This window comes from Stutzerimonas sp. Brlt_14 (genome assembly GCF_051948915.1).
Taxonomy (GTDB): domain Bacteria; phylum Pseudomonadota; class Gammaproteobacteria; order Pseudomonadales; family Pseudomonadaceae; genus Stutzerimonas; species Stutzerimonas stutzeri.
Window position 1 is genome coordinate 727,967 of sequence record NZ_JAYJLM010000001.1, and the last position, 14,643, is coordinate 742,609.

The 14,643-nt window shown below is 64.6% G+C and carries 14 protein-coding genes; 9 read left to right on the plus strand and 5 right to left on the minus strand.

The window, feature by feature from the left end; translation table 11 throughout:
• The first annotated feature begins 18 nt into the window (after nt 1-18).
• Nucleotides 19-1,320, plus strand: coding sequence for a mechanosensitive ion channel family protein (locus VF716_RS03540; protein WP_440551799.1), 1,302 nt, complete (start codon nt 19-21; stop codon nt 1,318-1,320).
• Nucleotides 1,321-1,487: 167 nt separating this feature from the next.
• On the opposite strand, the gene VF716_RS03545 is transcribed toward VF716_RS03540, so the two are convergent.
• On the minus strand, nt 1,488-3,671 hold the full coding sequence (locus tag VF716_RS03545; RefSeq protein ID WP_049339502.1) for a TonB-dependent copper receptor: 2,184 nt from the start codon (nt 3,669-3,671) through the stop codon (nt 1,488-1,490).
• Nucleotides 3,672-3,721: 50 nt separating this feature from the next.
• Entirely contained in the window at nt 3,722-4,102 is a 381-nt protein-coding gene (locus VF716_RS03550; RefSeq protein ID WP_014597383.1) for a DUF2946 domain-containing protein, read from the minus strand.
• A gap of 315 nt (nt 4,103-4,417) precedes the next feature.
• Between VF716_RS03550 and leuA the strand changes: the two genes are divergently transcribed.
• Nucleotides 4,418-6,088, plus strand: a complete 1,671-nt coding sequence (gene leuA / locus VF716_RS03555) for a 2-isopropylmalate synthase (RefSeq protein ID WP_048329678.1) — start codon at nt 4,418-4,420, stop codon at nt 6,086-6,088.
• A gap of 121 nt (nt 6,089-6,209) precedes the next feature.
• Here leuA and VF716_RS03560 read toward each other — a convergent pair whose 3' ends face one another.
• Nucleotides 6,210-6,338 carry a hypothetical protein gene (locus tag VF716_RS03560; protein ID WP_256365378.1) on the minus strand — a complete coding sequence of 43 codons (129 nt, stop codon included), beginning with the start codon at nt 6,336-6,338 and terminating at the stop codon, nt 6,210-6,212.
• Here VF716_RS03560 and VF716_RS03565 point away from each other — a divergent pair.
• From VF716_RS03565 to VF716_RS03595, 7 genes are all read left to right on the plus strand, one after another.
• Nucleotides 6,337-7,392, plus strand: a complete 1,056-nt coding sequence (locus VF716_RS03565) for an NAD(P)-dependent alcohol dehydrogenase (protein WP_011914112.1) — start codon at nt 6,337-6,339, stop codon at nt 7,390-7,392. The two genes, VF716_RS03560 and VF716_RS03565, sit on opposite strands and share 2 nt — an antisense overlap.
• 89 nt (nt 7,393-7,481) lie before the next feature.
• Nucleotides 7,482-8,339, plus strand: coding sequence for a carboxylate/amino acid/amine transporter (locus tag VF716_RS03570; protein WP_049325158.1), 858 nt, complete (start codon nt 7,482-7,484; stop codon nt 8,337-8,339).
• Nucleotides 8,340-8,439: 100 nt separating this feature from the next.
• Nucleotides 8,440-9,171 (plus strand): endonuclease, encoded by a 732-nt coding sequence (locus tag VF716_RS03575; protein WP_045158936.1) that lies wholly within the window; start codon nt 8,440-8,442, stop codon nt 9,169-9,171.
• A 34-nt stretch (nt 9,172-9,205) separates the two neighbouring features.
• On the plus strand, nt 9,206-9,868 hold the full coding sequence (locus VF716_RS03580; RefSeq protein WP_126526208.1) for a DUF2238 domain-containing protein: 663 nt from the start codon (nt 9,206-9,208) through the stop codon (nt 9,866-9,868).
• Between the two features lie 4 nt (nt 9,869-9,872).
• On the plus strand, nt 9,873-10,238 hold the full coding sequence (locus VF716_RS03585; protein ID WP_011914116.1) for a DUF2784 domain-containing protein: 366 nt from the start codon (nt 9,873-9,875) through the stop codon (nt 10,236-10,238).
• A 211-nt stretch (nt 10,239-10,449) separates the two neighbouring features.
• Nucleotides 10,450-11,250, plus strand: a complete 801-nt coding sequence (locus VF716_RS03590) for a 50S ribosomal protein L11 methyltransferase (protein ID WP_048329682.1) — start codon at nt 10,450-10,452, stop codon at nt 11,248-11,250.
• 14 nt (nt 11,251-11,264) lie between these two features.
• Entirely contained in the window at nt 11,265-12,602 is a 1,338-nt protein-coding gene (locus tag VF716_RS03595) for an APC family permease (RefSeq protein ID WP_440551895.1), read from the plus strand.
• On the opposite strand, the gene VF716_RS03600 is transcribed toward VF716_RS03595, so the two are convergent.
• Complete coding sequence (locus VF716_RS03600) at nt 12,599-13,393, minus strand: amidohydrolase (RefSeq protein WP_014597390.1); 795 nt, start codon at nt 13,391-13,393, stop codon at nt 12,599-12,601. The two genes, VF716_RS03595 and VF716_RS03600, sit on opposite strands and share 4 nt — an antisense overlap.
• On the minus strand, nt 13,381-14,529 hold the full coding sequence (locus tag VF716_RS03605; protein ID WP_019406734.1) for a pyridoxal phosphate-dependent aminotransferase: 1,149 nt from the start codon (nt 14,527-14,529) through the stop codon (nt 13,381-13,383). Before VF716_RS03605 ends, VF716_RS03600 begins: the two co-directional genes overlap by 13 nt.
• Between the last annotated feature and the right edge of the window lie 114 nt (nt 14,530-14,643).

Consider the following 14,643-nt stretch of genomic DNA (forward strand, 5'->3'; position numbering starts at 1 on the left):
TCTGTGATGGAGAACCCCATGTCCCACGACCTGGCCGGCTGGCTGGACTGGCTAAGAGCCCACCCCGAACTGCAGACGCTGCTCGCCAGCGCCACGCTGATCTTCGCCGCCTGGCTGTCCAACTGGATCGTCAAGCGCATCCTCGTCCGCGGCCTGTACCACCTGTTGCAGCACACCCGCGAGAACAAGCTGCAGGACTTCGGCGTCATCAAACGGCTGTCGAACATCGTCCCGGCACTGGTGCTGTCGATCGGCGTCACGACGGTCCCCGGCCTGCCGGAAGGCGCCGTGACCGTGGTGCGCAACGTCTGCGGTGGCTTCATCGTGCTGACCATCGCACTGGCCCTGGGCGCGGTGCTGGACATCATCAACCTGATCTATCAGCGCCGTCCGGATGCGCGCCTGCACCCGATCAAGGGCTACCTGCAGGTGGTAAAGATCGTCGTCTATGCCATCGCGACGATCCTGATCATCGCCACGCTGATCGACCGCTCGCCGCTGATCCTGCTCTCCGGTCTGGGTGCCATGGCCGCGGTGCTGATGCTGATCTTCCAGGACACCCTGCTGTCGCTGGTGGCCAGCGTGCAGATCACGTCCAACGACCTGATCCGCGTCGGCGACTGGGTGGAAATGCCGCAGCTCAATGCCGACGGCGACGTGATCGACATCGCCCTGCACACCGTCAAGGTGCAGAACTGGGACAAGACCATCACCAGTATTCCCACCAAGCGCTTCATTTCCGACTCGTTCAAGAACTGGCGCGGCATGCAGGAATCCGGAGGACGGCGCATCAAGCGCAGCCTCTATCTGGATCAGCAGAGCGTGCATTTTCTCAGCCGCGACGAATGCGAGCGCCTGCATCGCTTCAACCTGCTGGACGAGTACCTGACCGAGAAGACCAAGGAAATCGAGGAGTGGAACGCCAAGCTCGCCGAGCGTGGCAAGGAGCCGGTGAACACGCGCCGCATCACCAATATCGGCAGCTTCCGCGCGTACGTCGAACGCTACCTGCGCAGCCACGGCGGGATCCATCAGAACATGACGCTGATCGTGCGGCAGCTGAGCCCGACCGCGGACGGACTGCCGCTGGAGGTCTACTGCTTCACCAATACGGTGGCATGGACGCAGTACGAGGCGATCCAGTCGGACATCTTCGATCACCTGCTGGCGATCCTGCCGGAATTCGGCCTGCGCGTGTTCCAGCACCCGAGCGGTGCGGACATGCGCAATTGGGGCGAATCGCTGACGCAACGCGGCACGCCGGCATTGCCCGAGGCACAAACGCCTTCGTTCGACGCAGGTGCCGATCGAACCGGCTAATCGTAGGTTGGCGCTGAGGCACGAAGCAGATGGCGCAGCCTTGAGCACTGCCCATTGCGTCCTCCCTGACGCCAGCGCCGCGGGCCACGCCTTCAAACCCCGCGCCTCAGCGCCAACCTACGTCCGGAGCGAGGGAACGCCCCGCTCCTTTACCGTCGTCAGTTCCTTCAGAAGCTCATGTCGACCCGCGCCCAATAGGTGCGGCCCGGCTCGTTGACACGACTGGTGGGTTCGAGTCCGTAATCGGCAAAACCCGCGCTACCGGCGAGATTGAGGTGCTCGCTGTAGGCCTTGTCCAGCAGGTTGTCGACGCCGGCGCTGAGCTTGAAGTTCTTGTTCAGCCGGTAGGCGCCATTGACCGCCAGTACACCAAAGCCAGCGCTCTCGTCGAAGTCCTTGCCGACCACGGTGCCCTGGTTCTCGGCAACACGGTTCTGTGCAGCGACGACTCGCCAGAGGCCGCTGGTGCTCCAGTTGTCGCGCTCGTAGGTCAGGCCAAGACGCCCTTCCAATGGCGGAATCTGCGGCATTGCGCGGTCATCGCTGCGGTTCTTGCCCCAGGCGTAGGCCAGGCTCGCGTCTCCCTTCCAGTTGCTGGTGAAACGGTAGCTCGCACCCATCTCGGCACCGGCGATGGTGGCGTCGATATTGCTGACTTCGGCGCGGAGCATACCGGGCATCACGCCTGGCACATAGCTGAACAGGATGTAGTCTTCGACCACGCCGGCATAGGCGGAAACCCAGGCCTCCAGCGACCCCCTGGCGTACTGCAGGCCGACGTCCAGCTGCGTGGTCTTCTCCGGCCGCACCGAGTCGAACGGCTGCACCGTGCCCACCGGGCCGGGATTGGAGACGAACAGCTCCCAGTAGTCGGGGAAGCGCTGCGCATGACCGAGGCCGGCATACCAGGTCGCCGGCAGGCTGACCAACTCTTCCTCGTAGCGTACGAAGCCGCTATAGAGCGTGTCGCGGCGGGTATCGCCGGCGGTGGGGTTGTCCCAATCCTCCTTCTTCATAGTGGAAGCGTTGTGGCTGTTGAACAAACGGCGCTGATCTTCAGCTTCGTGCAGGTCCAGGCGCAGGCCGCTGATCAGCTTCTCGCGCTCGCTGAGCTGCCAGCTCAGCTCGCCAAACACGCCGTAGCTATGCAACATCGCGTCTGGTATCCAGGGCAGCGCGTCGCTTCCCGCGGCAGCGACCGGTAGATTCACAGCAAGCGATGGATTCATAAGTTTCCGATGCTCGCTGCGCTGCGCGTCGACGCCGGCCTTGAGTTCGACATCGGTCCACTGCCAGGTGCCGACCAGTCGCCCGCCGAGGGTACGCCGATCAACCCGCGACAGCGTTGGGTTCGGCATCATCCCACCCGGGCTGCGCAGGCTGTAGTTGTCCATGATGTGATCGGCGTAGTTGTAGTAGACCTGTGCCTCCAGGCCATAGAAGGTCTCGCCAATGTTGGTCTTCTCGAAACGCAGGCCAAGGCTCTCGCGCTGGAACTGGCTGCCGTCCATGCCGCGCCCGGCATAACGGGCGAAGCCGTCGCCGCGGCCGGCGGTGAACTCGACGAGCGTGTCTTCGTCGGGCGTCCAGCCCAGGGCGACATCGGTGTTCCACTTGTCATAACGCGACGGCACGGTGTCGCCGTTGCCATCGGCGTAGTCGTCGGCCTGGGAACTGTTGGCCATCAGCCGTGCATAGCCCTGACTGTTGCCAGCAGCGGCGTCCAGGTTGCGGTCGAAGCGGCCGTTGGAGGCGGTCAGCAGGCTGCCGTTGATGCGGTAGTCGGGCTCGCTGAACTGCTCCGGCTCGCGCTCGAACAGCACCGTCGCCGCCGAGGCACCAGGGCCCCAGAGTACGGTCTGCGGGCCCTTGATGACGGTCAGCTTGTCGAAGGTATCCGGGCTGATATAGGAACTCGGCGAATCCATGCGGTTGGGGCAGGCGCCGAGCATTTCACCGCCATTGGAGAGCAGTTTCAGACGCGAGCCGAACATGCCGCGGAACACCGGATCGCCGTTCACCCCGCCGTTACGCACCGCGGAGAAACCGGGAATGGTCTTCAGGTAGTCGGCACCATCGCTGGCCGGCATCGGCTGGCGGGGGATCTTCGGGTCGGTGACGACCGTCAATGGCGATTGCTGGGCAACTCCGGTGATGACCATGGGCGCCAGTTCGACGCTGTCGCCCGGCTCGCCGTGGGCGGCATGATCATGCTCGGCGGCCAGGGCGCCGCTGGCGAGCATTCCCAGCAAGGCGGCGTGGGCGAACTGCCACCGCCGCCGCGACGGTTGAATCGAAAAACGCTCGGACAGGCGCGCACGCGCCGTACAGCCATGAGTAATGCTGGACATAGAACTTCCACTTCTGCAGGTGATTGAACCGCCAAGGGCGGTCGATGACGTCAGCTGTGCAGAAGCGGGGGTGCGCGTGGATGACCACTGCTGCGTCGCAGCGCTGGCGGCAGCGGTTGTTCGGGAAGGGGCTGGAGATGGTCGGCTTCGTGGCGCGGCAGCACCAACTGCAGGGCCAGACTGAGCGGCGGGTTGACCGTCAGCAGTTCGCAGTAGCCGCACAGTTCCAGCGCGGTCAGCCAGGCCGGCTCACCCGTGCGCGGCTGACCATGATGCCCCTGGGCGTGATGCCGCTGCCCAAGGTCATGGGCGGACGGTTGGTGTTCGGCGTGGTGATGGTGTTGCACGCCCGCTTGGGCGGCCTGGATGGCGGAGAACAGCGGGCCGGCATGAATCATCAGCATGGCGAACAGGCCAAGCCAGATGCTCATTGTCGATAGCCGTTTGCGTGTCACCGCCATGTCCTTAGTCGCCCGAACCGATCCTGCGGGGTTGACCGGATGATCGCACGTCCGCCGCGCCTCGACCGCTGCGACATGAGGCCGCAAGCCGAGCGAGCAATTGAACACGAAGATTTCCCCTTCAAGAGAAATAAAACGCTCAACAAGCCAAATAATCGAAACAAATCACCAATTTTCTTCGATGTATTGCAATGCGTGCGTACGAAGCAATAGCTTTGCACCATAAACCGGTGTCCGCACCGGGCAGACAACTTGCTTAGCTCGAGCTTCACCTGGGGAAACGCCATGACCATGCTCAAGAATCCATCGAATAAATACCGTGCCTTCCCGGCCATCGACATCCCCGATCGCACCTGGCCGTCGAAGGCCATCACCCAGGCGCCGATCTGGCTGAGCTCCGATCTGCGCGACGGCAACCAGTCGCTGATCGAACCGATGGATGCCGCGAAGAAGATGCGTTTCTTCAAGACATTGGTGCAGGTCGGCCTCAAGGAAATCGAGGTGGGCTTCCCCTCCGCTTCGCAGACCGATTTCGACTTCGTTCGCGAGCTGATCGAGGGCGGCCATATTCCCGACGACGTCACCATCCAGGTACTGACCCAGGCGCGAGAGGATCTGATCACCCGCACCTTCGAGTCGCTGAAAGGCGCCAAGCAGGCCATCGTCCATTACTACAACGCCACCGCGCCGAGCTTCCGCCGCATCGTCTTCAATCAGGACAAGGCCGGCGTGATCCAGATCGCCGTGAACGCAGGCAGGATCATCAAGCGCCTGGCCGAGCAGAACCCGGAGACCAACTGGCGCTTCGAGTATTCGCCGGAAATCTTCAGTTCCACCGAGCCGGAGTTCGCCGTCGAGGTGTGCAACGCGGTGATCGAGGTCTTCCAGCCAACGCCGGAACAAAAGCTGATCCTCAACCTGCCGGCCACCGTCGAAGCCGCCACGCCGAATGTCTATGCCGACCAGATCGAGTGGTTCTGCCGGCACATTGACCGTCGCGACAGCGTGCTGGTAAGCCTGCACACCCACAACGACCGCGGCACCGGTGTGGCGGCGACCGAGCTGGGCCTGATGGCCGGCGCCGATCGCGTCGAAGGCTGCCTGTTCGGCAACGGCGAGCGTACCGGCAACGTCGACCTGGTCACCGTGGCGCTGAACATGTACACCCAGGGCGTCGACCCGCAGCTGGACTTCTCGGACATCGATGCCGTGCGCAAGGTGGTGGAGGAATGCAACCAGCTGCCGGTGCATCCGCGCCATCCCTATGTCGGCGACCTGGTGCACACCGCGTTCTCCGGCTCGCACCAGGATGCGATCCGCAAGGGCTTCAGCCAGCAGGACCCGAACGGCCTCTGGGAAGTGCCCTATCTGCCGATCGACCCGGCCGACATCGGTCGCAGTTACGAGGCCGTGATTCGCGTCAACAGCCAGTCCGGCAAAGGTGGCATCACCTTCCTCCTCGAACAGGAATACGGCATCAGCCTGCCGCGGCGCATGCAGATCGAGTTCAGCCAGGTGGTGCAGAAGGAGACCGATCGGCTGGGCCTGGAAATGAGCGCCAAGCAGATCTATGCGCTGCTGGAAGCCGAGTATCTGCAGGCAACCGCGCCCTATACGCTCAAGGGGCATCGTCTGCAGGAAGAGAACGGCACCAGCGCGGTGGATGTGGAAGTGGCTGCCGATGGCGAGGTCGTCCATTGGCGCGGCATCGGCAAGGGTCCGCTGGAAGCACTGGTGGCCGCGTTGCCGGTCAAGCTGGAGATCATGGACTACCATGAACACGCCATCGGCGCTGGCAGCAACGCCAAGGCCGCTGCCTATATCGAGGTGCGTCTGGATGGTGAGCGGCCATTGCACGGTATCGGCATCGACGAGAACATCACCACCGCCAGCATTCGCGCCCTGTTCAGCGCCATGAACCGCGCGCTGCGTGAAGCGCAGGAGGCAGCCGCCTGAGGCTGATCGCTCAGTTCTGACGTGACGACGGGCGCCATCCTCGATGGCGCCCGTTTTCTTATGGCAGCTCATCACCGCAGCAACATGCGGCTGAACTGTCCCCACCCGACGCTCTCCCAGTTCAGTCGGCAGCGCGAGCCTCGGCAATCAGCAGAAACACGTAAGCCATCGGCAGGATTGTGCAAACGATGCCGATGCGCTCGCCATTAGGCTTGCGCTGTGCAACCCCGATCATCAAAGGAGCCGTCATGAGCCAGACCCTCGGTTACGCCGCCCTCGACCCGAACAGCCCGCTCGCACCCTATTCGTTTTCGCGCCGCGAGGTGGGCCCGAATGACGTGAAGATCGACATCCTCTACTGCGGTGTCTGCCATTCGGACCTGCATACCGCACGCAACGAGTGGAACAACACGCTCTACCCATCCGTGCCCGGCCACGAGATCGTCGGCCGTGTGACGGCAGTCGGTTCAGCCGTGAGCGCATTCAAGGTCGGCGACGTCGCCGGCGTCGGCTGCCTGGTCGACAGCTGCCGCACGTGCTCGTCCTGTGGCGAAGGGCTGGAGCAGTATTGCGAGAACGGTTTCGTCGGCACCTACAACGGTCCGGCGTTCGGCGGCGGCGAAAACACCCTCGGCGGCTACTCGGACAACATCGTGGTGGACGAGAAGTACGTGCTACGCATCAGCCACACCGACAACCTGGCCGCGGTCGCGCCGCTGCTCTGTGCCGGCATCACCACCTACTCGCCGCTGCGCCAATGGAAGGTCGGCCCGGGACAGAAGGTCGGCGTGGTCGGCCTTGGCGGACTCGGCCATATGGCGGTGAAGATCGCCAATGCCATGGGCGCGAAGGTCGTGCTGTTCACCACCTCGCCGGACAAGCGGGAAGATGCCCTGCGCCTCGGCGCCGCCGAAGTGGTGGTATCGAAGAACAAGGAGGAGATGGCGGCGCACGTCAACAGTTTCGACTTCATCCTCAACACCGTTGCCGCGCCGCATAACCTCGATGCGTTCGTGAACCTGCTCAAGCGCGACGCCACCATGACGCTGGTCGGAGCACCAGCCGCGCCGCATCCGTCGCCCAGCGTGTTCGGCCTGATCTTCAAGCGCCGCCGCATCGCCGGCTCGTTGATTGGCGGCATCGCCGAGACCCAGGAGATGCTCGACTTCTGCGCCGAGCACGGCATCGTCTCGGACATCGAGATGATCCGCATGCAGGACATCAACGAAGCCTACGAGCGCATGCTCAAGAGCGACGTGAAGTACCGTTTCGTCATCGACATGGCCACCCTGAAGGCGGCCTGATCGTTCGGCTGGCGAGCCCGCAGGCGCGCCAGCCCTTCCCTCTTTCATGCGCAGCCGCTAAGGTCGCCCGCCTTCGTCGTGGAGGCGGCATGCGCTATCTGATCTTCGTCACCCTGCTCTGGGCCTTTTCCTTCAACCTGATCGGCGTTTACCTGGCCGGCCAGGTAGACAGCTATTTCGCCGTGCTAACGCGGGTAGTTCTCGCCGGGCTGGTGTTCCTGCCATTTACCCGCTGGCGCGGTGTCGCGCCCGGCTTCATCGTCGGCGTGACCCTGGTCGGTGCGCTGCAGTTCGGCGTCACCTACCTGTGCCTGTACCTGAGCTTCAACGTGCTGACGGTGGCCGAGGTGCTGCTCTTCACCGTGCTCACGCCGCTGCACGTGACGCTGATCGATGACGCGCTCAACCGCCGCTTCAACCCCTGGGCACTGGTCGCCGCGGCCGTCGCAGTGTTCGGCGCCGGACTTATCCGTTACGACGGCGTTTCCGGCGATTTTCTCGGCGGCTTCCTGCTCATGCAGCTGGCCAACTTCACCTTTGCTGCCGGCCAAGTGGCCTACAAGCATCTGGCGCAGCGTTACCCCTCCGACGTACCGCTGCATCGTCGCTTCGGCTACTTCTTTCTTGGCGCGCTGGTAATCGTGCTACCCGCGTGGCTGCTGTTCGGCGATGCGCAGAAGCTGCCGACCACGACGACACAATGGTCGGTACTGATCTGGATGGGGGTGCTGGCCACCGCCCTGGGCCAGTTCTGCTGGAACAAGGGCGCCACGCTGGTGGATGCCGGCACGCTGGCGGTGATGAACAACATGTCCGTGCCGGTAGGCCTGCTGCTCAACCTGCTGATCTGGGGCACCAGCACCAACCTCGTGCTGCTCGCGGTGGGCGGGACAATCATCCTCGCCTCGCTGCGGATCAATCGCCTGGGCCAGATGAAGGCCAGGTGACATCACACAAGTTATTGTTTTATATGGCTTTTCATAGCCGTAACGGTAGAATGCCGGCCCTTCGCATGGATGCGGAACTCGTTCAGTCGTCGAGATTTCCATGCGCCGCTTCAGCTTTCTACTGCTCGTCCTGCTGTTTTCCTCCAGCGCCTGCGCCGACGCGCCTCGCACCTTCCGCGAGGCCAAGAAGGTGGCCTGGACCATCTATGCCGACCGCCCGGTGGACTTCTACTGCGGCTGCCAGTTCAAGGGCAACCGCATCGATCTCGCCAGCTGCGGCTACGTTCCGCGCAAACAGCCCAAGCGGGCCGAGCGGGTCGAATGGGAGCACATCGTGCCGGCCTGGGTGATCGGCCATCAGCGGCAATGCTGGCAACAGGGCGGACGCAAGCACTGCACGGCCAACGACCCGGTGTTCAGTCGGGCGGAGGCCGACCTGCACAACCTGGTCCCGGTGGTCGGCGAGGTGAACGGCGACCGCAGCAACTTCGGCTTCGGCATGCTCAGCGAAAAGCCCAGCCAGTACGGCGCCTGCCCCTTCGTGGTCAACTTCAAGCAGCGTACGGCGATGCCGCCCGAATACAGCCGCGGCGCCATTGCCCGCACGTATCTGTACATGAGCGAGCGCTACAAACTGCGTCTGTCGAAGCAGGACCAGCGCCTGTACGACATCTGGAACCGTCAGTACCCGGTCAGCGAGTGGGAGCGCTGGCGCAATCAGCGCATCGCCTGCGTGCAGGGCAACGCCAACGACTTCGTCGGCACAGTCGATCTGCAGCGCTGCAACCGTGCGCTGTCCCATTCAGCGAAACGCACCGACGGCCAGGGTTAACCGGCGTCGGTTGCACGCCGCCCGGCGCCGCTGCATGCTGCCGGCTGGTTGGGCCATGCTGGCAACTTCGATGCAGGACAGAACGCTTCACCTGACGCTCGGCACTCTCGTGCTGCTGGCGCTGATCGCCTCGGCCATCGCGCCATACGATCGCGCCACCTGGCTGCTGGAGGTCGTACCGGTACTGATCGCCGCGCCGGTGCTGCTGCTCAGTCATCGGTCGTTTCCGCTGACCCGCCTGCTCTACGTCGTGATCGCCATTCACGCACTGATCCTGATTCTCGGCGGCACCTATACCTATGCCAGGGTACCGCCGGGGTTCTGGGTGCAGGAATGGTTCAACCTCAGCCGCAACCCCTACGACAAGCTCGGGCATTTTATCCAGGGCGTGACGCCGGCCCTGCTCGCCAGGGAAATCCTGTTGCGCCTGCGCTTCGTCGTGCCGGGGAAGATGCTGGGCTTTCTCGCGGTCTGCGTCGCGCTGGCATTCAGCGCCTTCTATGAGCTGATCGAGTGGTGGGTGGCGCTGCTGGCGGGACAGGGCGCCGTGGACTTCCTCGGCACCCAGGGCGATCCCTGGGATACCCAGTCCGACATGCTCATGGCGCTGCTCGGTGCGCTACTGTCGGTCAGCCTGCTGGCCGGCAGGCAGGACCGGCAGATCGAGCATCTGCAGCGTACTGGCGCGGCGGGCTGACGCCATGCTCTATCGGATCGGTGCCGACGCCGTACTGCTGTTGCACCTGAGCTTCATCCTTTTCGTGCTGTTCGGCGGTCTGCTGGTGGCCTGGAGACGCGGTTTTTTGCTACTACATCTTCCGGCCGTAGCCTGGGGCATCTATATCGAACTGAGCGGCGGCGCCTGCCCGCTGACCTATTGGGAAAACCTTCTGCGGCGGCTGGCCGGCAACGAAGGCTACGAGGCGGGCTTCATCGAGCATTACCTGCTGCCGCTGATCTACCCCGACTGGCTGAGTACGCCGGTGCAATACGTGCTGGCCGCCGTGGTGGTGCTGACCAATCTGCTGATCTATGGTTGGCTGCTGTGGCGGCTACGCCACAGGTGACCCGGGAGGGAGCCGGAACAGGCAGGCATATCCTTCACATCGCGTTACAAGCCGGCGGTTCGAGGGCAACGCCCATGCCACGCGGCCTGGGAGGCAGCGAGCGGGCCTCGCCGAGTATTCCATCAGCCGGCGACGAGAACCTTGCGAGCAGCCGTGGGTCCGGACATTAACGTCCACCCAAGCCCAACGGGCCGAACCAAGGGGATCACCCATGTCGCTCGCCATCGCCCGCCGTCCGGCGTCGCTTGCAGTCCTGGCCTTGCTGCTGACCGCACTGCTTCCCGCTCACGCGCAGATTGCGCCGGAGCTTGACGTTCCCTACGTGCCGACGCCCGATCGCGTCGTGGCGCGGATGCTGGCGATGGCCGATGTGAAGGCCGGCGATACCGTCATCGACCTCGGCTCCGGCGATGGCCGCATCGCCATCGCCGCGGTCCGTGATCGCGGCGCCGACTCGGCGCTGGGCATCGACCTCGACCCGGAACGCATCCGCGAGGCCAAGGCCAATGCCGAGGCGGCGGGGGTTGCCGACAAGGTCAGCTTCGAGCAGGGCGACCTGTTCAAGAAGGACATTGCCGACGCTACCGTAGTGACCATGTATCTGCTGCCGCGGATCAACATGCGCTTGCGCCCGGTCATCCTCGATACGCTCAAGCCTGGCACCCGGGTGGTATCGCATGCGTTCGACATGAATGATTGGCCGGCCGATCGCACCGACTACGTCGGCGGCAGCTACGTCTACCTGTGGGTGGTACCGGCCAAGGTCGACGGGCGCTGGGAAGTCGAAACAACGGACGGCCGCTTCACCCTCGAGCTGCAGCAGCAGTTCCAGCAGGTGCTCGGCGTCGCGCGCTCCGGGGGGCTGCACAACAGCGTGACCGGTAGCCTCGAAGGCGACGTGTTCCACTTCAACGTGGGCGGCATGGACTACGTGGGCAAGGTGGAAGGCGACCGTATCAACCCGCTGCAAGGTGAAGGAGTCGCCTCCGGCTGGAGCGCGCGGCGTAGCTGAACATGAGTAGCCAGATGCGCTCGCGGCACAGCGGCGACCTCTCGGTGATCGATGGCGTAGCCGTGCTGGTCGGCGTCGTGGTGGGCGTCGGCATCTTCGGCTTCCCGCCCCTGGTCGCCCAGCATGCCGACAGCGGGACGCTGTATATCGCCCTCTGGCTGGCCGGAGGCGCGCTGATGCTGGTCGGCGCGCTGTGCTACGCGGAGCTGGGCGCGAGCTTCCCCGACGAGGGCGGCGAGTACCACTACCTGCGGCTGGCCTGGGGTCGCCGTTTCGGCCTGATGTTCGCCTGGGCCCGCGGTACCGTGATCCAGACCGGCGCCATCGCCGCGGTGGCCTTCATCTACGGCGACTACGCGCAACGGCTGATGCCCCTGGGCGACCACGGCGGCACGCTGCACGCCCTGCTCTCGGTGGCATTGCTGACCACGCTCAACGTGTGCGGCACGCGCGAGTCCAAACGCGTCCAGATCGCCCTGAGCAGCCTCACCCTAGTCGCCGTCATCGGCGTGATGCTGGCCGGCCTGCTTTCCAGCAGCCCCAGCTCGCCGGCCGCGATCGAGCCGCGCGACGGAGGCCTCGGCATGCTGGGTATGGGCATGGTCTTCGTGCTGCTGACCTACGGAGGCTGGAACGAAACCGCCTACCTGTCGGGCGAGCTGCGCAACCCGGCGCGCAACATGGGCCGAGTACTGCTGCTCGGCACGCTGCTGGTGACCACCCTCTATTTGCTGACCAACCTGGCACTGCTGCAGATATTCGGTCTGCAGGCGCTCAGCCAGTCGGACGCGATCGGTGCCGATCTGATGGAGATCGTCGCCGGTAGCTGGGCGGCCCAGGGGCTGAGCCTGCTGATCTGCTTTACCGCGCTCAGCACGCTCAACGCGACGATCCTCACCGGAGCACGGGTGTATTACGCATTGGGCCGGGACGTGCCGCGACTGCATCGGCTCGCGGCGTGGAACGAGCGTGGCTCGACGCCCGTGCGGGCATTGCTGGTACAGGCGGCGATCACCCTGCTGCTGATCCTGTTCGGCGCGCTGAGCCAGAGCGGCGTGCAGGCGATGGTCGCCTACACCGCGCCGGTATTCTGGTTCTTCATGTGCATGACGGCGCTGTCGCTGCTGCGACTGCGCCGGCTGGAGCCCTCGGCGCCACGGCCATTCCGCGTGCCCTGGTACCCCTGGCTACCGCTGCTGTTCGCCAGCAGCTGCCTGGGCCTGTTCGTCTCCAGCACGCTCTACGCGGGACCGGGCGCGCTGCTGGGGCTGCTGGTCCTTGCCTTCGGCCTGCCGCTTCTGCTGGTGCGCAGCCCGGCTGCAGTGAGCGCAACCTCGGGCGTCGAGCCCTAGAGCTTCAGCTCGAACTCGTCACCATCGTGGTACGCCGGGAAGCGCTCGCGGAATGCCGCCAGGTCACGGGCGCGCAGGGAACAGCGGAACACGCCATCGCGATCACCGGCATCGAGCAGCGTATCGCCCTTGAAATCGAGCACCTGGCTGTCACCGCTATAGGGGTAGCCCTTGCCGTCCTCGCCGACCCGATTGACCGCCGCCACGTAGCAGAGGTTTTCGATGGCACGCGCCGGCAGCAGGCGGTTCCAGGCATCGCGGCGCGCCGCCGGCCAGTTGGCCGTGTAGAGCAGCAGATCGGTGCCGTGCGGGTCGCGACTCCACACCGGGAAGCGCAGGTCGTAGCAGATCAGCGGACGCACCCGCCAGCCGTTCACCTCGAACAAGGCCTGTTGCAGGCCTGGCGTGTAGTGCTTGTGCTCACCGGCCATGCGGAAAAGGTGGCGCTTGTCGTAATGCAGCACCTCACCATCGGGACGCGCCCAGAGCAGGCGGTTGCGATGGCTGCCGTCGGCGGCCTCGATGATCACGCTGCCGGTGACGACCGCATCCAGCCGCGCCGCCTGGCCGCGCAGCCAGGCATAGGTCGCGCCCTCTTCCGGCTCGGCCAGGGCTGCCGAGTCCATGGAAAAACCGGTGGTGAACATCTCCGGCAGGACAATCAGATCGGCACCGCGGGCCTGGTCGAGCAGCCCGGCGAAACGCTCGCGGTTGGCATCGGCATCCTGCCAGACCAGGGTGGTCTGGATCAGGGCCAGTTCGAGATCGGGCAGGTTGTTCAGATCGCGCATAGTCGTTCCGCCGCCTGACGCAGCGTCTCCTCTCGTTTGGCAAAGCAGAAGCGCACCAGCCTGAGATCGGCCGGCGCATCCTGGTAGAACAACGAGATCGGGATGCTCGCCACACCGTGCTCGCGGGTCAGCCATTCGGCCATGGCGACGTCGTCGAGGTCGGGGCGGATCGCCGAGTAATCGGCCAGCTGGAAGTAGGTGCCAGCGGCGCGGGTGAAGCGGAAGCGGGAGCCAGCCAGCAGGTCGCAAAACAGATCGCGCTTGGCCTGATAGAACGCTGGCAGCTCGGAGATGTGCTCCGGATGCGCCGCCATGAAGTCAGCCAGTGCCCATTGCAGTGGCGTGACGCCGGTAAAGCTGACGTACTGATGCACCTTGCGCAGTTCGCTGCTGAGCGACGCCGGCGCCACCACGTAACCGGTCTTCCAGCCGGTGACGTGATAGGTCTTGCCGAACGAGCTGATGACGAAGGCACGCTGATACAGCTCCTCGTGGCGCAGCACGCTGGCGTGCTCCCGGCCGTCGAATACCAGGTGCTCGTAAACCTCGTCGCTGAGCAGGTAGATGTCGCGCTCGCGGATCAGTGCCGCCAGCCGTTCCAGATCGCTGCCATCGATCAGCGCACCGCTGGGATTGTGCGGGGTGTTGAGCACGATCATCCGCGTGCGCGGGGTTATGGCGTCGGCCAGGCGCTGCCAGTCGATCCGGAAGTCCGGCAGGCTCAGCTGCTGGTGGATACAGGTGCCCCCGGCCAGTTGCACGGACGGCTCGTAACTGTCGTAGCAGGGATCGAACACGATCACCTCGTCGCCTGGGCGGACCACTGCCTGGATCGCGCAGAAGATCGCCTGGGTGGCGCCAGGGGTGATGGTGATTTCGCTGGCGACGTCCACCTGCCGTCCGTACAGGCCGGCCACCTTGGCCGCCACCTGCTCGCGCAGCGCCGGCAGGCCGGCCATCGGGGCGTACTGGTTGTGGCCCGCCATGACGTGGCGCGTAAGGGCTTCGCGCAACGCCTCGGGGCCATCGAAGTCGGGAAAGCCCTGGGAGAGATTCAAGGCACCGGTGTCGGCAGCGAGCTGCGACATGGTGGTGAAGATGGTCGTGCCGACATTGGGCAATTTACTGGTGAGCATGACGATCGTCCGACAGGCCTGCCGTTTGAGAGTCGGCAGCGAAGACCGACAGGATAGCCGATGAGCGCGACCCGATACGAGACGCGCCGGCCGACGGCCTGTTCAGGCTGCTAC

Bases quoted from the DNA above. Each gene is read 5' to 3' on its own strand.
- VF716_RS03540 (WP_440551799.1), top strand. From the start codon at position 19: ATGTCCCACGACCTGGCCGGCTGGCTGGACTGGCTAAGAGCCCACCCC.
- VF716_RS03545 (WP_049339502.1), bottom strand. From the start codon at position 3,671: ATGTCCAGCATTACTCATGGCTGTACGGCGCGTGCGCGCCTGTCCGAG.
- VF716_RS03550 (WP_014597383.1), bottom strand. From the start codon at position 4,102: ATGAGCATCTGGCTTGGCCTGTTCGCCATGCTGATGATTCATGCCGGC.
- leuA (WP_048329678.1), top strand. From the start codon at position 4,418: ATGACCATGCTCAAGAATCCATCGAATAAATACCGTGCCTTCCCGGCC.
- VF716_RS03565 (WP_011914112.1), top strand. From the start codon at position 6,337: ATGAGCCAGACCCTCGGTTACGCCGCCCTCGACCCGAACAGCCCGCTC.
- VF716_RS03560 (WP_256365378.1), bottom strand. From the start codon at position 6,338: ATGACGGCTCCTTTGATGATCGGGGTTGCACAGCGCAAGCCTAATGGC.
- VF716_RS03570 (WP_049325158.1), top strand. From the start codon at position 7,482: ATGCGCTATCTGATCTTCGTCACCCTGCTCTGGGCCTTTTCCTTCAAC.
- VF716_RS03575 (WP_045158936.1), top strand. From the start codon at position 8,440: ATGCGCCGCTTCAGCTTTCTACTGCTCGTCCTGCTGTTTTCCTCCAGC.
- VF716_RS03580 (WP_126526208.1), top strand. From the start codon at position 9,206: ATGCTGCCGGCTGGTTGGGCCATGCTGGCAACTTCGATGCAGGACAGA.
- VF716_RS03585 (WP_011914116.1), top strand. From the start codon at position 9,873: ATGCTCTATCGGATCGGTGCCGACGCCGTACTGCTGTTGCACCTGAGC.
- VF716_RS03590 (WP_048329682.1), top strand. From the start codon at position 10,450: ATGTCGCTCGCCATCGCCCGCCGTCCGGCGTCGCTTGCAGTCCTGGCC.
- VF716_RS03595 (WP_440551895.1), top strand. From the start codon at position 11,265: ATGCGCTCGCGGCACAGCGGCGACCTCTCGGTGATCGATGGCGTAGCC.
- VF716_RS03600 (WP_014597390.1), bottom strand. From the start codon at position 13,393: ATGCGCGATCTGAACAACCTGCCCGATCTCGAACTGGCCCTGATCCAG.
- VF716_RS03605 (WP_019406734.1), bottom strand. From the start codon at position 14,529: ATGCTCACCAGTAAATTGCCCAATGTCGGCACGACCATCTTCACCACC.